Origin of the sequence: Enterobacter sp. HNDS-6 (genome assembly GCF_039850505.1) — a bacterium.
GTDB classification, from domain to species: domain Bacteria; phylum Pseudomonadota; class Gammaproteobacteria; order Enterobacterales; family Enterobacteriaceae; genus Enterobacter; species Enterobacter kobei.
Genome location: NZ_CP156673.1, coordinates 3,563,160 through 3,581,894, shown reverse-complemented (window position 1 = coordinate 3,581,894; position 18,735 = coordinate 3,563,160). Strand labels below are relative to the sequence as shown.

General features: G+C 54.8%; 16 protein-coding genes. 2 read left to right on the top strand and 14 right to left on the bottom strand.

What is annotated here, in order from left to right:
• Window position 1 precedes the first annotated feature (1 nt).
• Window positions 2–781 carry a tRNA uridine 5-oxyacetic acid(34) methyltransferase CmoM gene (cmoM, locus tag ABFI50_RS16690; RefSeq protein ID WP_014883226.1) on the bottom strand — a complete coding sequence of 260 codons (780 nt, stop codon included), beginning with the start codon at window positions 779–781 and terminating at the stop codon, window positions 2–4.
• 124 nt (window positions 782–905) lie between these two features.
• Between cmoM and elyC the strand changes: the two genes are divergently transcribed.
• Window positions 906–1,685 (top strand): envelope biogenesis factor ElyC, encoded by a 780-nt coding sequence (elyC, locus tag ABFI50_RS16685; protein WP_014883225.1) that lies wholly within the window; start codon window positions 906–908, stop codon window positions 1,683–1,685.
• Here the strand turns inward: elyC and ABFI50_RS16680 are convergent.
• From ABFI50_RS16680 to ABFI50_RS16620, 13 genes are all read right to left on the bottom strand, one after another.
• Entirely contained in the window at window positions 1,662–2,555 is an 894-nt protein-coding gene (locus ABFI50_RS16680) for a YcbJ family phosphotransferase (RefSeq protein WP_347484582.1), read from the bottom strand. The two genes, elyC and ABFI50_RS16680, sit on opposite strands and share 24 nt — an antisense overlap.
• A gap of 142 nt (window positions 2,556–2,697) precedes the next feature.
• Window positions 2,698–3,444 carry a 3-deoxy-manno-octulosonate cytidylyltransferase gene (kdsB, locus tag ABFI50_RS16675; protein WP_014883223.1) on the bottom strand — a complete coding sequence of 249 codons (747 nt, stop codon included), beginning with the start codon at window positions 3,442–3,444 and terminating at the stop codon, window positions 2,698–2,700.
• Entirely contained in the window at window positions 3,441–3,623 is a 183-nt protein-coding gene (gene ycaR / locus ABFI50_RS16670; RefSeq protein WP_006174474.1) for a protein YcaR, read from the bottom strand. Before ycaR ends, kdsB begins: the two co-directional genes overlap by 4 nt.
• 45 nt (window positions 3,624–3,668) lie before the next feature.
• Window positions 3,669–4,898, bottom strand: a complete 1,230-nt coding sequence (locus tag ABFI50_RS16665) for a winged helix-turn-helix domain-containing protein (protein ID WP_347484579.1) — start codon at window positions 4,896–4,898, stop codon at window positions 3,669–3,671.
• Window positions 4,899–4,942: 44 nt separating this feature from the next.
• Window positions 4,943–5,920 carry a tetraacyldisaccharide 4'-kinase gene (gene lpxK / locus ABFI50_RS16660; protein ID WP_047027819.1) on the bottom strand — a complete coding sequence of 326 codons (978 nt, stop codon included), beginning with the start codon at window positions 5,918–5,920 and terminating at the stop codon, window positions 4,943–4,945.
• Entirely contained in the window at window positions 5,917–7,665 is a 1,749-nt protein-coding gene (gene msbA, locus ABFI50_RS16655; protein WP_014883220.1) for a lipid A ABC transporter ATP-binding protein/permease MsbA, read from the bottom strand. Before msbA ends, lpxK begins: the two co-directional genes overlap by 4 nt.
• Before the next feature lie 36 nt (window positions 7,666–7,701).
• Window positions 7,702–9,966 (bottom strand): ComEC family protein, encoded by a 2,265-nt coding sequence (locus ABFI50_RS16650; protein ID WP_347484577.1) that lies wholly within the window; start codon window positions 9,964–9,966, stop codon window positions 7,702–7,704.
• A gap of 213 nt (window positions 9,967–10,179) precedes the next feature.
• The gene (gene ihfB, locus ABFI50_RS16645; RefSeq protein ID WP_008499965.1) at window positions 10,180–10,467 is read right to left on the bottom strand and encodes an integration host factor subunit beta; all 288 of its coding nucleotides are present in this window, start codon (window positions 10,465–10,467) and stop codon (window positions 10,180–10,182) included.
• A 170-nt stretch (window positions 10,468–10,637) separates the two neighbouring features.
• Window positions 10,638–12,311: a 30S ribosomal protein S1 gene (rpsA, locus tag ABFI50_RS16640; protein WP_008499966.1), complete on the bottom strand. Its 1,674-nt coding sequence runs from the start codon at window positions 12,309–12,311 to the stop codon at window positions 10,638–10,640.
• Between the two features lie 111 nt (window positions 12,312–12,422).
• Window positions 12,423–13,106 (bottom strand): (d)CMP kinase, encoded by a 684-nt coding sequence (gene cmk / locus ABFI50_RS16635; RefSeq protein ID WP_013097305.1) that lies wholly within the window; start codon window positions 13,104–13,106, stop codon window positions 12,423–12,425.
• A 185-nt stretch (window positions 13,107–13,291) separates the two neighbouring features.
• Window positions 13,292–14,575 (bottom strand): 3-phosphoshikimate 1-carboxyvinyltransferase, encoded by a 1,284-nt coding sequence (gene aroA / locus ABFI50_RS16630; protein WP_347484574.1) that lies wholly within the window; start codon window positions 14,573–14,575, stop codon window positions 13,292–13,294.
• 68 nt (window positions 14,576–14,643) lie between these two features.
• Window positions 14,644–15,732, bottom strand: coding sequence for a 3-phosphoserine/phosphohydroxythreonine transaminase (serC, locus tag ABFI50_RS16625; protein WP_023332545.1), 1,089 nt, complete (start codon window positions 15,730–15,732; stop codon window positions 14,644–14,646).
• Between the two features lie 162 nt (window positions 15,733–15,894).
• Entirely contained in the window at window positions 15,895–16,587 is a 693-nt protein-coding gene (locus tag ABFI50_RS16620) for a DUF421 domain-containing protein (protein WP_023332544.1), read from the bottom strand.
• A 127-nt stretch (window positions 16,588–16,714) separates the two neighbouring features.
• On the opposite strand from ABFI50_RS16620, the gene ycaO reads away from it, so the two are divergent.
• Window positions 16,715–18,475: a 30S ribosomal protein S12 methylthiotransferase accessory factor YcaO gene (ycaO, locus tag ABFI50_RS16615; protein ID WP_347484573.1), complete on the top strand. Its 1,761-nt coding sequence runs from the start codon at window positions 16,715–16,717 to the stop codon at window positions 18,473–18,475.
• Window positions 18,476–18,735: the final 260 nt, after the last annotated feature.

The following is an 18,735-nucleotide window of genomic DNA, read 5'->3' as shown; positions in this document are numbered from 1 at the left end:
GTTATCCTTGCATCTGCGGCTTGTGCGCGGTGACGTGAATATAGCGGCCAAGGCTGACAAATGGCTCCTGACGGCAATACCGCGTTTCTAATTCTGTTAAGGTGTCAAAACAGTCACGCTGTTTGTGTTTTTCACGCAGATAATCATGAAACACCCTGACGCCCGTTTTCCCGACAATCTGCCAGCCAATCTCTTCCAGCCAGCCGTAAACCTGCTGCGGATCGCGCGGATAGTCCGGGGAAAGCGTGCGCTTTTTCTTTTTAGGCATCCCGACCTGCACATAGTCAAAGTTACCTGCAACCATGTTGTGCATCAGGAAGCCGTTAGCATTGTAGAACATCAGCGACAGCGTGCCGCCCGGGCGCAACATCGACCACAGGGTTTGTAACACGCTTTGCGGATCGGCCACCCACTCCAGCACCGCATGAAACAATATCAGATCAACCTGGGTTTCCAAATGCTGTGCGATGTCCTGAGCGGCGCATTGTATAAAATGCATGTTGTCGCTCACACCTTTCTCATCTGCAGCACGCGTCGCACGGGCGACCATTTCAGCCGAAAGATCGCAAAGCGTGACGTGATGACCGCGCTCGGCCATTTTTATCGCCGTCTGTCCTTCGCCGCCACCGGCGTCCAGCACGCGCAACGTCTGGTCGCCAAAAGTGGCCAGAATGGTGTCCAGATCCTGCCAGAGGATCGTCTGACGGAGCTGCCCCTTTGTGGTGCCATAAATGTTGCGCGAAAACTTTTCCGCGATGTCATCAAAATTGCGATCCCGCATTGGGAGAGTTCCACTCGCTAACTGCAAAACCGCTATTTTGTCACACCCGCGCGGAGAATGAACCTCTCTGGTGTAATATCACCGGTAATCACCTGCTGTATGGTCAAAAAAGGAACCAAAAAGGATGCTTTTTACCCTTAAGAAATACATTGGAGGGATGATGCTTCCCCTTCCGCTGCTGCTCATCATCATCGCGCTAGGGCTGGCGCTGGTGTGGTTCAGCCGCTTTCAGAAAAGTGGCAAAACGCTCATCACGTTCGGCTGGCTTGTCTTACTGCTGCTGAGCCTGCAACCGGTCGCGGATGGCCTGTTACGCCCCATTGAAGATAAGTACCCGACATGGCAGGGAAATCAGAAAGTGGAATACATCGTGGTGCTGGGCGGTGGGTATACCTGGGATCCTGACTGGGCCCCCAGCTCGAATCTGATCAACAACAGCCTGCCACGGCTAAACGAAGGGATTCGCCTGTGGCTGGCGAATCCGGGATCAAAAATGATCTTCACCGGCGCCGCAGCAAAAACGAACCCGGTGAGTACGGCTGAAGCGGGTGCCAGAGTTGCGGAATCCCTCGGCGTACCGCGTTCCGCTATCATCACCCTGGACAGTCCTAAAGATACCGAAGAAGAAGCCGCTGCGGTGAAGCAGGCGATTGGCGATGTTCCATTCTTGCTGGTCACCTCCGCCTCACACCTGCCACGGGCGATGATTTTCTTTGAAAAGCAGGGCCTGCACCCGCTTCCCGCACCGGCAAACCAGATGGCAATCAACGCGCCACTTAACCCATGGGAACGCGTGATCCCCTCCCCGATGTGGCTGATGCATAGCGATCGCGTCGGCTACGAGACGCTCGGCCGTCTCTGGCAGTGGCTGAAAGGTTCCTCAGACGAGCCAGGGCAAGAGTGACTTAGCCGCGAGATCGAAGTTTGCGCGATTGAAACGCCCGGTATTGACCAGTTGCGCGACTTCATCCCAGAGCAGGTACAACCAGCGCCGCCAGAGAAACGCTTCGGCAACGGGCGCACGCTGAAGGTAGTGCCACAGTAACCCTTCTGCCGCCGCGCTGTCGCTGAGCCTGAACAACTCATATTCACGTGGGGCCCACAGCATTATTCCAGGCCCCAACATCGCCAGCAGCTGATCGCTGCGGGAGTCTTTCAGCATACTCCGCAGTGTAAAATTGCCGTGGATCAGCACGCAGTTATCATTAAAACCGTCGAACAGCGCTGGCAAGCACTCACGAGAGCGAAAAAGAATACGTTTGTCCTGCATGGTCAAACCGGTGTTATTAAACTGGTTGAGCGTTCCCCACAGCACTTCCACCCGCTGGCGATACCACAGCGGCCACAGGTTCTCCTGGGTGCTGTCGACCGGCCCCACGAGCCCACGGCTATCCTGGCGATGCCAGGCCAGCAGCGCCTCGACAATCTGGTCTTTCAGCTGCTCCCAGCGTTCCGGCGTGCGCGCGGGTGCTTCAACAGGCACGCCGCGTAAACGCTCTATCAACAGGATATCGGGGCCAGGGTGTTCCTCGTGCGTCATGACGCCGTACACGGTCGGCATTCGGACGGTCCCCTCCCGCGCCAGCATCGACATTTTCCAGGCGAGCTGCCTGGCAACACCCGGCGACGTGAAACTTCGCGCCATCAGCGGCATTGGGTTTCCCTGACTGTCATACAACGACCAGAGCGCGGTATCGGCCTTTTCACTCACACACTCGACCCGGCTTAATTTCTCACCCAGCAGATGGCTAAGTTCGGCACGCAGCTGTTCCATATGAGATTACCCCCATTAATGCTACTGCTTTTATAATGAGCGCGCAGAATGAAGATGTCACCCGGTAGAGATCAATCAGGGAAAAGAAAAGCGAAAATTGTGGCGAGAGGACATCCCTCCGAAAGGAGGGATGCAGACGGGATTAACGTAATTCGGCGCGAACGCGCTCAAGATCTTCCGGCGTATCAACGCCCGTTCCTGGTACTTCTTTGGCAACAGCAACGTGAATTTTCTCGCCATACCAGAGCACACGAAGCTGCTCCAGCATTTCGATATGCTCCAGCGGGCTGGGTGCCCAGGTGACATAGCGGCGAATGAAACCGGCGCGATAGCCGTAAATCCCCAGATGGCGCAGGAAGGAATCCCCGATGGTCTCTTTCGAGAGCGCAAAGCGGTCGCGATCCCATGGAATGGTGGCGCGGGAGAAATAGAGCGCATAGCCTTCGGCATCCATCACCACTTTCACCGCATTCGGGTTAAATGCCTCTTCAGCGTGGTGAACAGGCACCGCAAGCGTCGCCATACCCACCTGACGCTGCGCCAGGTTTTCTGCCACCTGACGGATAATAACGGCCGGGATCATCGGCTCGTCGCCCTGTACGTTCACAATGACGGTATCATCGCTGAAACCACATTTCTCAACGACTTCGGCGAGACGCTCGGTGCCGGACTGGTGATCGACGCGGGTCATGCACACTTCACCGCCTGCGGCTTCAACCGCACGGGCGACGTCCGGATGATCGGTGGCAACAATCACGCGATCGGCTCCGGATTCACGGGCGCGTTCAAGGACGTGCACAATCATTGGCTTGCCGTTGATATCCACCAGCGGTTTACCCGGCAGACGCGTTGAGGCATAACGCGCAGGAATAATGACAACAAAACTCATGGTTTGCTCTCTTCTGCCACCAGGGAACGGGCTTCGTTTTCCAGCAACACCGGAATGCCGTCACGCAGCGGGAAAGCCAGACTGTCCAGCTTGCAAATCAGCTCCTGTTTGTCCTGGCTGTAGTAGAGTTTGCCGTTGCACACCGGGCAGGCAATAATTTCAAGTAAACGGTGATCCATAGTTCCTCCGTATGGGTAATCGCTAAAGCTTAACACATTCCTTTTTCAGGGCGTGTCTGTTTCCCAGCCACTTCGACAGGATATAAATAACCCTTCGGGAACGCGTCCCAGCGTGACGTCGCGAGCCCCCTGCCAGAGGGCGAACTCGCTAATGGCGGACGTTAAGCCCTTCTCCAGACTCGCCGTCACCCTGACCCCCTCTTCCAGATAGAGCGCAATGACTTCAAGCGTGCCGGTTTTGCGGTGCATTTTGGCATCCATGCGCCCGACCAGCCGCCCCTTATGCAGCAGGGGTAAAACAAAATAGCCGTACTGACGCTTTGGTGCCGGGGTATAACACTCCAGCCGGTAGCTGAAATCGAACAACTGTTCGGCGCGTTTTCGGTCCCAGACCACCGGGTCGAAAGGCGACAACACTGCGCTGTGGGTTGCCTGGAGATTTCCGTCCAGCGCCTTGGGCAGCAAAGGAAGGAGATCCGCATGCAGACACATCTCTCCCAGCGTTTCTACCGTGACGGGAATGACGCGCTGTTCGCGTTGCCACATCTCCAGCAGCGGCTTCAGCGCGGGCTGGCGCAGGCGGTAATAATCTGCCAGCCATTGCGGCCGGAAAATGCCCAGACTGCGGGCGCTGTTTTCCAGCATGATGGCCTCGGCAGCCTCCTGGGTAAGCAGGTCACGCTCGTCGTCCCAGTGCGGCATCACGCGCTGGGTCAGGTCATAGACGCGCTGAAAATTTCGCCGTTCAATCACCATGACCTGGCCGGAGGTGAATAACCCTTCAAGATGACGTTTGTGCGGTTTCCACTCCCACCAGCCGCTTGAGCCTTTTCGCGGATGTTCAAAATCAGCGGAACGCACTGGTCCCTTTTCCTGAATATGGCTGATCAGTTGCTCTATTTCGGCCGCGTGCTCCTGCATCCACGCCTGTCGGTATTTCCAGCCCATCTTTTCTGGGGCAAGCATGCGGTGACGCACCAGGGCAAAATCGCTGCGGGGCAGGAAACAGGCTTCGTGCGCCCAGTACTCCATGAGCTCCCCTTTGCTGAGCGCCTCATCAAGCCAGTGTGAGGGATAGTGGCCCAGGCGGCTGAACAGCACCAGGTAAGGGCTACGGGCAACAATATTAATGGTGTCGATTTGCAGCAGCGACATGCGCTGGATGGCAGAGAGGATATCGGCAGGCTGTGCGCGGCGACGGGGCTTTTTGAGCAGCCCCTGCGCGGCGAGGTGTAAATGACGTGCAGCTGTAAGCGAGAGTTGCGGTAAAGACATGCGTTTTCCTGTCAGTCAAAGCGCCACCAGAACCGCGTAAGCCCTCACTGCACTAACGCAATCAGTTCCTTGAGCAAGTGTTCCGGCTGCTCGCCGCTGAGTTCAGCGTCAACCGGCAGATACCACCAGTTTTCTTTCGCAAAGGCACGGCATTTCACCGCATCTTTTTCGGTCATAATGAGCGTCTGTCCCGACGCCGTGAGCGCATCAACCTGCTCTGCCACCAGCGCCTGATGGTCAGCCAGTGGAATGCGTTTTTCAAGCCTGGCACCACACTGCTCAAGCGTTGCGAAGAAGCGCGGAGGATGACCAATCCCTGCCATTGCCACCAGCGAAGGCAGCTCAGCAACCGCCCGGCGTTCACCTGTCACCAGGTTTACCGCCAGTCCCGGCAACAGGTGCATAGGGATTTCACCCGCTTTTGCCTCACCACCGTTTACAATCACCGCATCAACGGACTTCAGACGTGAAGCGCGTTCACGCATAGGGCCGGCTGGCAGCCACCATCCGTTACCGAAACGGCGAACCCCGTCGATGACCACAATCTCTTTATCACGCGCCAGCGCGTAATGCTGCAGACCATCGTCAGTGATGATAATTTGTACCGCGTGTTCGGCAAGCAGCGCCTGCACGGCGTCGCTGCGAACCGGGGAGACTGCCACCGGCGCGCCAGTACGCTGGAAAATCAATACCGGTTCATCACCCGCTTCGGCAGTGGTGGTTTTCTCTGCCAGCAGCAGTGGGTACTGCGCCGCTTTACCGCCATACCCACGCGAGACCACACCCGGGCGGATACCGCGTTTTTGCAGCTGTTCCACGAGCCAGATCACCACCGGCGTTTTACCGTTGCCGCCCGCCGTAAGATTGCCCACAACCACAACCGGCACTGGCGCACGCCAGGCCCGCTTGATCCCCAGACGGTAAAGCAGACGAATGATGCCGCTCACCAGGCCGTAAAGCCAGGAGAGCGGCAAAAGCAGCAGCCACAGCGGGGATTCACCGGACCAGATGCGTGCAATCATTCGCCGAACTGCATCTTATGAAGCTGGGCGTATACGCCGCGGTGTTCCAGCAAAGCTGCGTGGCTTCCGCGTTCAACAATGACGCCATCCTCAACCACCACGATCTCATCCGCCTGCTCGATAGTCGACAGACGGTGTGCAATCACCAGTGAGGTACGGTTCTTTTGCAGTTCGTCCAGCGCCGACTGAATAGCGCGTTCAGATTCGGTATCCAGTGCGGACGTCGCTTCATCCAGAATCAGGATTGGGCTGTCACGCAGCAGCGCGCGCGCAATCGCAATACGCTGACGCTGACCACCGGACAGGAGCACGCCATTTTCACCAATGATGGTATCCAGACCGTTATCCATCTTGTTGATAAAGTCCATCGCATAGGCCATGCGTGCGGCATTCTCGATCTGCTCGCGGCTGTACTCGTCAGTGCGCGCATAAGCGATGTTGTTGGCGACCGTATCGTTAAACAGATGCACGTTCTGAGAAACCAGCGCAACCTGGTTACGCAGCGACTGCAGGGTGTACTCCCGCAGGTCGTGACCGTCCAGGAGAATTTCACCTTCGTTGATATCGTAGAAACGGGTGATGAGGCTGGCAATAGTGGATTTACCGGAGCCAGAACGGCCTACCAGCGCCACCGTTTTACCCGCCGGAATCGTCAGGTTGATATTGCGCAGAGCGGGCGTATCGCGGCCCGGATAGGTGAAGGTCACGTTGTGGAATTCAACATCGCCACGGGCGCGCTCAATCTCGCGTGTACCTTCGTCTTTTTCCTGCTCGGAATCCAGAATGCTGAACAATGTCTGACAAGCCGCCATCCCGCGCTGGAACTGGGCATTCACGTTAGTCAGAGATTTCAGGGGACGCATCAGGGCGATCATCGAGGAGAAGACCACGGTGATGGTACCCGCCGTCAGCGTCTCCATCACGCTTGGGAAGCTTGCCGCATAAAGGACAAACGCCAGCGCCAGCGAGGCAATCAGCTGAATGATCGGGTCAGAGATGGAAGAGGCCGAGACCATTTTCATCCCCTGAAGACGCATTTTGTTGCTGACTTTGTCAAAGCGTTTGGTTTCGACGTCCTGGCCACCGAAAATTAACACCTCTTTGTGTCCTTTCAGCATCTGTTCGGCGCTGGTTGTTACCTGCCCCATCGTATTCTGCATATTTTTACTGATATTGCGGAAACGCTTGGACACAACGCGGATGGCAATGGAGACAACCGGAGCCAGAACGATCAGGATGAGCGACAGCTGCCAGCTGTAATAGAACATCATGATAAACAGGCCGATGATCGACGCCCCTTCACGCACGACGGTAATCAACGCGCTTGAGGAGGAGGACGCAACCTGCTCTGAATCGTAGGTAATACGGGACAGCAGTGTCCCCGTAGACTGCTTGTCAAAGAATGAGACCGGCATGCCCATCATGTGGCTGAACAGACGACGGCGCATGGTCATAACCACTTTCCCGGATACCCAGGAGATGCAGTAGCTGGAGATATAGCTGGTGATACCACGTAAGATCATCAGCCCGATAACCACCAGCGGCATCCATAGCAACACTGAGCGATCCGTTTTACCAAAACCGTCGTCCAGTAACGGTTTAAGGAGCGATAACATAAAAGTATCGCTGGCTGCGTTGAGGATTAACGCTACACCCGCCACGATCAAGCCTGCTTTAAAAGGTGCAATCATCGGCCAGAGTCGGCGGAAGGTTTGCCACGTGGAGAGATCTTTGTCGTTATGCATTCAAAAAACCAGCATTTGTTGAAATAGCCGCATATTCTACCCGTTATCTACGGGCGCGCCAAACCACTGATGATACCAACGTGGTAAAAATTGATCCCGCAAGCGCCGGATTTGCCAGCGATGTTGCGAGAATGTCACCGATATTTGCCCGGAATGGGGGGTATCTTGCCAGATATACCCCTCTTTTCGATAACGTCGGACCACATTCGCCGACGGAAACCGCCAGGCGTTATAGCGGGCTGCTGAATCCAGCGCAATGTTTCCCTCCACCCGTTGTACCAGCGCCAATGACGATGAGGTATTGCTCCCATGATGGGGAACCTGGATTAACGTCGACGTCAGATGTTGCCAGTAATGGCTAAGCATAGCCTGTTCTGCTGGCGCTTCAATGTCTCCCGTCAGCAGTATACTCTGCTCACCATCGTCCACTTTCACCACGCAGGAGCGGTTGTTTCCCCGAGCCGGGTCATTTTCCAGGGGCCAGTGAACGGTGAAGGTTAATCCCTGCCATCTCCAGCTCTGCCCACGAAAGCAGGGCCGATGCCCCGCCAGACGTAATGGACTTCTTACCCACATCTCCGGCCATGCTTTTTGCAGCGATGCGAGACCTCCTGCATGGTCAAGATGTTCATGGCTGAGAATCACGCCATCTGGCCGCAGATGGTGCCAGCGCAGCCAGGGGATAATTAACCGCTGTGCGCTATCTCCCCCTGGCCAGGCGAGCCCGGTATCATAGAGAATCGCTTTTCCCTGCCGTTCGATGACCATGGCCAGCCCCTGCCCCACATCCAGCATATGTAGCGTCCAGGCATCACTTTTAGCCGTTCGCAAGAGGGGAAATGCCAGTAACAGACTCCCAGCCAGACACACGGCTGGAACGGTTTTCCAGGCTCGCAAACGCCAGCCGATGATGATAAGCCAGGGCAGTAGCGTCATGTACTGCCAGCGCTGATCCACACTCTGCCAGCCGTCTGGCAAGCACATCAGTAGCCAGAACAACCCGGCAAGGGACTTATCGGCTGCAAACCAGATGGCACTTTCCATTCCCCCCAGCGGTAACAGATGGAGCAACATACCGAGTAAAATCAGCGGTACGCTGACAAACGTCACTATCGGCACGGCAAAGAGATTGGCGACCAGAGAGGAGATACTGAAGCCGTGGAAAATCAGCACCTGTAACGGCATGAGCAACACCAGCATGCCGACCTGCAGATAGATCAGATTAAGTAGTGGCCGTATGCGTCGGGCCCACTGCCAGCGAGGAAGAGGCAGCCACTGAAACCAGAAAATCAGCGCCGCGACGGCAAATGCGGACAGGAGCAGACTTTCAGAAAGTATGGCTAAGGGATCGCTTATCAGGATCGCCGCGACACAGCAACACCATACCTGCCACGGCGACCATTGGCGAAAACCGATTCGCAGCGCCGCCAGCACGGCAAGTGCGATGACCGTTCGTAGTGCAGGAGGTTGCAGACCGGTAAGCCAGGCGTAGAAAGCGGCGAAGAACAAGCCGGCCAGGAGTGGCATTTGCCAGTGGACCCGGTGGCTGGGGAATATAAACTGGATCGCACGCGCGAGTAACCAGACGAGGGATGCCGCCAGCGTGATATGCAGGCCCGAAATCGCCATCAGATGCAGTGTGCCGGTTTCACGCATCAGGTCTTTTATTTCTCGGGGGACATCCAGACGCTCTCCCATCCCCAGCCCGAGGATAACCGCTCCCCAGCGATAATCAGAAAGTCGGTTTTGCAGCGACATCAGGTATTGCGCTCGCAGGCTGCAGTGTCCATCAACAAGTTCCGCATGGGTGAAGCGCCCGCTCAGCGTTTGGTGTCGGGCAATGGCGCTGCGTTGGGGATCATAGCCTCCGTCGTTCAGCTCGCCGTGTGCAGGTCTTAGCCTGAGCATCATCGCCCAACGCTGGCCAGCACATGCTCTCTGTGGCAAATAATTGCCATACAGCGTTACGCCAGTGGACGCCCACCAGCGCCGGCCGTTTACGGTACGAATCTTTCCCTGATGCTGAGTTGCACCATCAGTGGCGGTGATCTCTACCTCGGCCTGCACGGCTCCCGTGGTTAAATGCTGCATCGGCCAGACGCTCTCCTGCGCGGCCAGAAGGCCCCACGCGCAAAATAACAGCGCGGTCCCCACATACTTCAGGCGCACGTTTTGACATGTGCCCAGAACCACCCCGCCCGCCAGCATTATCCAGACGGTATAGCGTGATGGCAGTTCAGGTAACCAGAGTAACGGGGCTATCGCCAGAATGGCGCAGATACATAAAGCGGGAATTCCCATTGCTACCTCCCTGTTTCAGGGGGCAGTATGCTCGTGGGTGATGCGGCTCGTCAGTTGTGAAGAAAAGGATTTACAGCAAGCGCAGCAAGGTTTTTAACAGGTTGCAGAAAACGCAGCGGGAAATGCGGGGTGCCTTCCAGAAGAAAACGACAGGAACAAAAAAAGCACCCGCAGGTGCTTTCTTTCGAACCCAGTTTAACCGGCTGGCTAAACTCAGTTGCCGTAAATATTGGCGCGATCGCGCAGTTCTTTACCCGGTTTAAAGTGTGGAACGTACTTACCTTCCAGCTCGACTTTATCACCCGTTTTCGGGTTACGCCCGGTGCGTGGAGCACGATAGTGCAGAGAAAAACTACCGAAACCGCGGATTTCAATGCGCTCGCCCTGGGCAAGAGTGGAGGCCATATGCTCCAGCATCTCTTTTACGGCATCTTCCACTGCCTTGGCAGGGATATGCGGTTGCTGACTGGCAAGTCTTTCAATCAATTCTGACTTGGTCATGATTCCTCCGGTTCCTTTCAAACCAATTAGCTGAACAGCTCATTAAACAAGGGCGGCCGTAGCCGCCCTTTGTTATTGATTACAGGACGGATCCTGTAATCTGTCAAGTTTGCTCTTCATCCTTCGCGCTGTAAATGCGTTACAGCTCAAATGATGCTGAGAACCTGATATTACTCGCCTTTAGCTGCTTTGAAAGCTTCAGCCATTGCGTTGTTAGAGAAGTTTGCATCTTCCTGTTTGTTAACAGTTGCGATTGCATCTTTCTCATCAGCTTCGTCTTTAGCACGAACAGACAGGCTGATTGCACGGTTCTTACGGTCAACACCGGTGAACTTAGCTTCAACGTCGTCGCCTACGTTCAGAACCAGAGTGGCATCTTCAACGCGGTCACGGGAAGCTTCAGAAGCGCGCAGGTAACCTTCAACGCCGTCAGCCAGCTCTACGGTTGCGCCTTTAGCGTCAACTGCAGTTACTTTACCGTTTACGATTGCGCCTTTCTTGTTCAGTGCAACCCAGTTGTTGAACGGATCTTCTGCGAGCTGTTTAACGCCCAGAGAGATACGCTCACGCTCTGCGTCAACCTGCAGAACAACTGCAGCGATTTCGTCGCCTTTTTTGTATTCACGAACTGCTTCTTCGCCTGCAACGTTCCAGGAGATGTCAGACAGGTGAACCAGGCCATCGATGCCGCCGTCCAGGCCGATGAAGATACCGAAGTCAGTGATAGACTTGATTTTACCTTCAACACGGTCGCCCTTGTTGTGGGTTTCCGCGAACTGCTGCCATGGGTTGTTTTTGCACTGTTTCAGGCCCAGGGAGATACGACGACGTTCTTCGTCGATATCCAGAACCATCACTTCCACTACATCACCAACGTTAACAACTTTGGATGGGTGGATGTTTTTGTTGGTCCAGTCCATTTCGGAAACGTGCACCAGGCCTTCAACGCCTTCTTCGATTTCAACGAAGCAGCCGTAGTCGGTCAGGTTGGTTACGCGACCAGTCAGTTTAGTACCTTCTGGGTAACGCTTAGCGATAGCTACCCATGGATCTTCGCCCAGCTGTTTCAGGCCGAGGGATACACGAGTACGCTCGCGGTCGAACTTCAGCACTTTAACAGTGATTTCGTCGCCCACGTTCACGATTTCGCTTGGGTGCTTAACGCGTTTCCACGCCATGTCGGTGATGTGCAGCAGGCCATCAACGCCGCCCAGGTCAACGAATGCGCCGTAGTCAGTGAGGTTCTTAACGATACCTTTGACTTCCATGCCTTCCTGCAGGTTTTCCAGCAGCTGATCGCGTTCTGCGCTGTTTTCGGATTCGATAACGGCACGACGGGATACAACAACGTTGTTACGCTTCTGGTCCAGCTTGATGACTTTGAACTCAAGCTCTTTGCCTTCCAGGTGCAGGGTGTCACGGACTGGACGAACGTCTACCAGAGAACCTGGCAGGAACGCACGAATACCATTCAGCTCAACAGTGAAGCCACCTTTAACTTTGCCGTTGATAACACCGACCACAGTTTCAGCTTCTTCGTAAGCTTTTTCCAGGGTGATCCATGCTTCGTGACGTTTAGCTTTCTCACGAGAAAGCAGGGTTTCACCGAAGCCGTCTTCTACTGCGTCCAGCGCAACGTCAACTTCGTCACCAACCTGGATTTCCAGCTCGCCCTGGGCGTTTTTGAACTGCTCTGCCGGGATGGCGGACTCAGATTTCAGACCGGCGTCAACCAGTACTACGTCTTTGTCGATAGCAACAACAACACCACGAACGATGGAACCCGGACGGGTTTCGATTTCTTTTAAGGATTCTTCAAACAGTTGAGCAAAAGATTCAGTCATGTTTAATCTTCAGGTTAATATTAACGTCCACCTGGCTCCGTGCCGGATGGGGTTGTTTCACATACCCGCCGTCAATCCATTGCAGCGGGGGTACTGCTAAATCGGTCGCGTTTACGCGAGTGCCAGTTTTTGGCGCGCATATTGTAGCGCTTTTTCAATCACTTGCTCAATAGTTAAACTGGTTGAATCCAGAACTAATGCATCTTCTGCAGGAACAAGTGGCGCGACAGCGCGGTTACGATCGCGATCATCGCGCTCTTTTATCTCGGATAAAAGGCGATCAAAGTTAACACTAAACCCCTTCTCCTGCAACTGAAGCATGCGGCGTTGAGCACGTTCTTCTGAAGAGGCGTCAAGGAAAATTTTTACAGGCGCATCAGGGAATACCACGGTGCCCATATCGCGTCCGTCGGCGATCAACCCCGGGGCTTCGCGGAACGCACGCTGGCGACGTAACAGCGCCTCGCGCACACGCGGGAAGGCCGCAACCTGAGAGGCCGCATTCGCCACTTCCTGCGTACGGATTTCACCGCTCACGTCTTCCCCTTCAAGGATCACTTCCAGGTTGCCATCGGTAGACACAAAACGGACATCCAGGTGCGCAGCCAGCGGTACCAGCGCTTCTTCAGAGGCGACATCGACATGATGATGCAGCGCAGCCAGCGCCAGCACGCGATAGATTGCGCCCGAATCTAAAAGATGCCATTGCAATGCTTCCGCCATCGCTTTGCACAGGGTACCTTTCCCTGCGCCACTCGGCCCATCAATGGTGATTACCGGGGCAACTGCCGTCATCTTTTTCTCCTTAAATAAGGCATACCGTTAACATGAACGCCGCGCATTATACGCGCCAACGTGCGCAACTGTTACCTTTGCGTGCAAATTACGGAATGATTGAAGCAGAGTGTAGAAGAAATGAGCGGAAGTGTTCGTCAGGAAGCGTAAGGAAATGCCGCATCGAAGGATGCGGCATAACGCTATCAGGCCAGCGTACTGATGCGCGCCAGCTGCTCGAAGTAGTCCGGGAAAGTTTTCGCCGTACATTTCGGGTCAAGAATGGTCACAGGCGTGTCGGACAGCGCCACCAGCGAGAAGCACATCGCCATACGGTGATCGTTGTAGGTGCCAATTTCTGCGAACTGCAGTTTTGCCGGAGGGGTGACGCGAATGTAGTCTTCGCCCTCTTCCACCTCAGCACCCACTTTACGCAGCTCGGTCGCCATCGCATACAGGCGGTCAGTCTCTTTCACGCGCCAGTTGTAGATGTTACGCAGCGTGGTGGTGCCTTTGGCAAACAGCGCAGCCGTGGCAATGGTCATCGCCGCATCCGGAATGTGGTTCATGTCCATATCAATGGCATTCAGCTCGCCGCGGGTACAGGAGATGAAGTCATCGCCCCAGGTGACAGTGGCGCCCATTTTCTCCAGCACGTCGGCAAAACGGATGTCGCCCTGCATGCTGTTGCGGCCAATACCGGTCACCTTCACGGTGCCGCCTTTGATCGCGCCCGCAGCCAGGAAGTAAGAGGCCGATGACGCATCGCCTTCAACCAGGTAATTACCCGGAGACTGATACTGCTGTGCCCCACGCACCACAAAACGCTGATAAGACTGGTTTTCGACCTCGACGCCGAAGGTTTTCATCAGGTGCAACGTGATATCAATGTACGGTCTGGAGACCAGCTCACCTTTAATCGTGATAACCGTATCCTGCGGTGCCAGCGGCGCGGTCATCAGCAGGGCCGTCAGGAACTGACTGGAAACGCTACCGTCCACCTCGACGTCACCGCCGCTAAAGCCCCCGCGCAGACGCAGTGGCGGATAATTTTCCTGCTCAAGATACTCAATCTGCGCGCCACCCTGACGCAGGGCATCGACCAGATGGCCGATCGGACGCTCTTTCATGCGCGGCTCGCCGGTCAGCACGATGTTATTGCTGCCCAGACACAGCGCCGCCGCCAATGGACGCATCGCGGTACCCGCGTTGCCCAGAAACAGCTCGAGCTCTTCACCCGAACGCAGCGCGCCGCCGTTGCCGGTCACTTCACAGCGGGTACGATCGTCAGAGAGAGTGTAATGAACACCCAACGCTTTCAGCGCATTGAGCATGTGGCGTACGTCATCGCTGTCCAGCAGGTTTGTAAGGACGGTGGTGCCGTTTGCCAGAGCTGCCAGCAGCAGAGCGCGGTTCGAGACACTTTTTGAACCAGGCAGATTGATGGTGCCATCTACCCGCGCGATAGGTTGTAACGTCAGGGATTCCATGAAACTTAACTCTCAACTCAACATAATAAAAACCCCGCAGCAGGGCTACGGGGGTGGAAACAGCGCGATTAACCGTGGCGACGTTCGAAGTCGATCATGAAATCGGTCAGAGCTTTAACCCCTTCCAGCGGCATCGCGTTATAAATAGAGGCACGCATCCCCCCCACCACACGATGACCTTTCAGCGCGTGCAGACCTGCCGCGAAGGACTCTTTCAGGAACACGTTGTCCAGGTTGCTGTCTGCCAGCTGGAACGGCACGTTCATGCGGGAGCGGTTAGCTTTCGCCACATCGTTACGGTAGAAATCGCTTTTGTCGATCACGCCGTACAGCAGTTCAGCTTTCTGCTGATTGACCTTGTCCATCTGCGCCACACCGCCGTTTTGCTTCAGCCATTTGAAGACCAGGCCCGAGAGGTACCAGGCAAACGTCGGTGGCGTGTTGAACATGGAGTCGTTATCGTTCAGCACGGTGTAGTCGAGTATTGACGGGCAAGACTTATGGGCTTTCCCCAGGAGATCTTCACGTACAATGACGATTGTCAGGCCCGCAGGACCGATATTTTTCTGTGCGCCTGCATAGATAACGCCGTAGCGGCTGACATCAATCGGGGCAGAAAGAATGGTGGAGGAGAAGTCGGCGGCAACCACAACATCGCTGGCGAAGTTTGGCGTCTCGTCGATGGCAATCCCGTCGATAGTTTCGTTCGGGCAGTAGTGGAGATAGGCTGCGTTATCAGAAAGCTGCCATTCGCTCATGGGCTTCACGGCGCGCAGACCGTCAACGGTCACTTTGGCGTCGATAACGTTCGGCGTGCAGTATTTGTGCGCTTCTTTAACGGCGCTTGCCGCCCAGTAGCCCGCATCAACGTAGTCAGCCGTCGTTTTATCGCCAAGGATATTCAGCGGTACGCCAGCAAACTGGCCGCGTCCGCCGCCGTGACAGAACAATACTTTGTAGTTCGAGGGAATATTCAGCAGATCGCGAAAATCCTTTTCTGCCTCTTCCGCCACCTGAATAAACTCTTTACCACGGTGGCTGATTTCCATCACCGACGTACCGAGACCGTTCCAGTCACAAAGTTCCTGTTGAGCCTGTTTAAGCACGTCTGCCGGTAACATCGCCGGACCTGAACTGAAATTAAAGACTTGAGCCATTTCCCCTCACCACGCTAAAAGCCATAAGTTATAACTGTGGATATCGGTTTTATCATTCAGTGACACGCGCCGCAATGTCTAAAACTTATGACCCGTGAAATGTGGCTCACATCACACAAAACAATCTGCCGCCTCGCCAGGACAAAACCGACAAAATGGCTGTCAAGTGATCCGTTTAGCCCGGCTAACCTTCGTCCATTCTGGATTCGTACAGCGAGGGCATAATTGATGATCGCCTGCCTTCATCACCACCACATGACTACATTTTATACAGGCATACTCGCCCGTATCGGGGACGGTTTTGTATCGCTCAATGAGCATATCCGGCAGGATGCATAACCCCGGCTTCACCTCGTCATCATGATAGTAATACACGCTGATTTGACCGTTCGTTTCCATAATGGCCAGACGCACCTGTCCGAGTTGTTCGACGCTGTTCAGACGCAATTCCATAAAAAATTCGAACTCGGTCATATTGGCACTTTGCACATTTTCCCAGGCCAACTGTCCGTCTTCGACAATCACCACAGGCTTCCCTTCCAGCAGATCTTCCAGCTTTTCGCTCTTCGACATCAGCCACATCACAAGGCGGTACAGCAGCGCCAGCGAGACAAAGACGATAAAGACCGGCACCATCGGCACATCGTCATAAAAGGCGACATCCCCCGCCGCTGACCCCAGCGTGAGGATGATTAACACTTCAAAGAGCGACATCTGCCGCACACCGCGACGGCCCGTAATCTTGAGAAACAGAAAGACAAGAACGAAGGTATACAGGCTCCGTAAAGCCACTTCGCCTAAAAACTCGGGGGGAACTTTATCAAACGCCATCCGCTGGAGATCAAATGCTTTCATTTTTCTATGCCTTAACAGTCAGTTACTGCCACTAAGCATAGCCCAGCCTTTTATTTTCGCCGAAGATAGCACCCGTCACGCAAAACCCGTATCATTGCGCGCTTTACGTACGATAAAAGTGAACGCCATGACTCAAACGTTTATCCCCGGCAAAGACGCCGCTCTGGAAGATTCCATCGCTCGCTTCCAGCAGAAACTGACCGACCTGGGTTTTAACATCGAAGAAGCCTCCTGGCTCAATCCGGTGCCCCATGTCTGGTCCGTCCATATTCGCGACAAAGAGTGTGCCCTGTGCTTTACCAACGGGAAAGGCGCGACTAAAAAAGCGGCACTGGCCTCCGCGCTGGGTGAGTATTTTGAGCGTCTGTCCACCAACTATTTCTTCGCTGACTTCTGGTTGGGCGAAACCATCGCTAACGGCCCATTCGTTCACTATCCGAACGAAAAATGGTTCCCGCTGACCGAAGACGATGAACTGCCGGAAGGTATTCTCGACGCCCGCCTGCGTGCGTTCTACGATCCAGAAAACGAACTGACCGCCAGCATGCTGATCGATCTGCAGTCTGGTAACGAAGATCGTGGTATCTGCGCCCTGCCGTTCACCCGCCAGTCTGACGAGCAGACCGTGTATATTCCGATGAACATCGTCGGCAACCTGTATGTGTCTAACGGCATGTCCGCCGGTAACACCCGCAACGAAGCGCGCGTTCAGGGCTTGTCAGAAGTGTTCGAGCGTCACATTAAAAACCGCATTATTGCCGAATCTATCAGCCTGCCTGAAATTCCGGCCGACGTGCTGGCGCGCTACCCGGGCGTGGTGGAGTCCATCGCCAAACTCGAAGCGGAAGGTTTCCCAATCTTCGCCTACGATGGCTCACTGGGCGGAAAATATCCGGTGATCTGCGTGGTGCTGTTTAACCCAGAAAACGGCACCTGCTTCGCCTCCTTCGGCGCGCACCCTGACTTCGGCGTGGCGCTGGAGCGTACCGTCACCGAACTGCTGCAGGGCCGTAGCCTGAAAGATCTCGACGTCTTCACACCGCCAACCTTTGACGATGAAGAAGTGGCGGAGCATACCAACCTCGAAACCCACTTCATCGATTCCAGCGGCCTGATCTCCTGGGATATGTTTAAGCAGGACGCAGACTATCCGTTCGTAGACTGGAGCTTTGCCGGCACCACGGAAGAAGAGTTCGCCACGCTGATGGCCATCTTTAACGCCGAAGATCAGGAAGTCTACATTGCCGACTACGAACACCTGGGCGTTTACGCATGCCGCATCATTGTGCCGGGCATGTCCGACATCTACCCTGCTGAAGATCTGTGGCTGGCGAACAACAGCATGGGCGCGCACCTGCGCGAAACCCTGCTTGCTCTGCCAGGCAGCGAGTGGGAAAAAGAGGATTATCTGAACCTGATCGCCCAACTGGACGAAGAAGGTCACGATGATTTCACTCGCGTGCGTGAACTGCTGGGCCTGGCGACGGGTAAAGACAACGGCTGGTATACCCTGCGTATGGGGGAGCTGAAAGCGATGCTGGCGCTGGCTGGCGGCGATCTGGATCAGGCCCTGGCCTGGACGGAATGGACGATGGAATTCAACCAGTCGGTCTTCTCTGCCGAGCGCACCAACTATTACCGTTGCCTGCAAACCCTGCTGCTGCTTTCGCAGGAAGAGGATCGTGAGCCACTGCAATACCTGAACGCTTTCGTGCGTATGTACGGTGCTGAAGCGGTTGAAGCCGCCAGCGCGGCGCTCAGCGGTGAAGAGCCATTCTACGGTCTGCAGGCCGTGGACAGCGATCTGAAAGCCTTCCCGGCGCACCAGTCGCTGCTCAAGGCCTATGAAAAGCTGCAGAAAGCAAAAGCCGCTTACTGGTCAAAATAAGCGCATATAACATTAGCAGCAGTAGGCGTATTCAATCGTCTGGGCTATATTACGGGGCAATTTCATTGCCCCGTTTTTTATTTTTTTCGGTAATGATTGCTGATTGTAATAATAAAGTTAAACATGGGTAAATATAATAATCTTTACCCGGGCTTTATTGTTACTTTTTATGGTAAATACTCCATATTAATTAACTGTTTCGGAGGGGGCCGAACGAAATAATTCAACTCTTTTCATAACTTTTAAAATTTATTTTTATA

Bases quoted from the DNA above. Each gene is read 5' to 3' on its own strand.
- rpsA (WP_008499966.1), bottom strand. From the start codon at position 12,311: ATGACTGAATCTTTTGCTCAACTGTTTGAAGAATCCTTAAAAGAAATC.
- cmk (WP_013097305.1), bottom strand. From the start codon at position 13,106: ATGACGGCAGTTGCCCCGGTAATCACCATTGATGGGCCGAGTGGCGCA.
- lpxK (WP_047027819.1), bottom strand. From the start codon at position 5,920: ATGATTGCACGCATCTGGTCCGGTGAATCCCCGCTGTGGCTGCTGCTT.
- elyC (WP_014883225.1), top strand. From the start codon at position 906: ATGCTTTTTACCCTTAAGAAATACATTGGAGGGATGATGCTTCCCCTT.
- ABFI50_RS16665 (WP_347484579.1), bottom strand. From the start codon at position 4,898: ATGTCTTTACCGCAACTCTCGCTTACAGCTGCACGTCATTTACACCTC.
- cmoM (WP_014883226.1), bottom strand. From the start codon at position 781: ATGCGGGATCGCAATTTTGATGACATCGCGGAAAAGTTTTCGCGCAAC.
- ABFI50_RS16650 (WP_347484577.1), bottom strand. From the start codon at position 9,966: ATGGGAATTCCCGCTTTATGTATCTGCGCCATTCTGGCGATAGCCCCG.
- msbA (WP_014883220.1), bottom strand. From the start codon at position 7,665: ATGCATAACGACAAAGATCTCTCCACGTGGCAAACCTTCCGCCGACTC.
- aroA (WP_347484574.1), bottom strand. From the start codon at position 14,575: ATGGAATCCCTGACGTTACAACCTATCGCGCGGGTAGATGGCACCATC.
- ABFI50_RS16680 (WP_347484582.1), bottom strand. From the start codon at position 2,555: ATGGAACAGCTGCGTGCCGAACTTAGCCATCTGCTGGGTGAGAAATTA.
- ycaO (WP_347484573.1), top strand. From the start codon at position 16,715: ATGACTCAAACGTTTATCCCCGGCAAAGACGCCGCTCTGGAAGATTCC.
- ycaR (WP_006174474.1), bottom strand. From the start codon at position 3,623: ATGGATCACCGTTTACTTGAAATTATTGCCTGCCCGGTGTGCAACGGC.
- ABFI50_RS16620 (WP_023332544.1), bottom strand. From the start codon at position 16,587: ATGAAAGCATTTGATCTCCAGCGGATGGCGTTTGATAAAGTTCCCCCC.
- ihfB (WP_008499965.1), bottom strand. From the start codon at position 10,467: ATGACCAAGTCAGAATTGATTGAAAGACTTGCCAGTCAGCAACCGCAT.
- serC (WP_023332545.1), bottom strand. From the start codon at position 15,732: ATGGCTCAAGTCTTTAATTTCAGTTCAGGTCCGGCGATGTTACCGGCA.
- kdsB (WP_014883223.1), bottom strand. From the start codon at position 3,444: ATGAGTTTTGTTGTCATTATTCCTGCGCGTTATGCCTCAACGCGTCTG.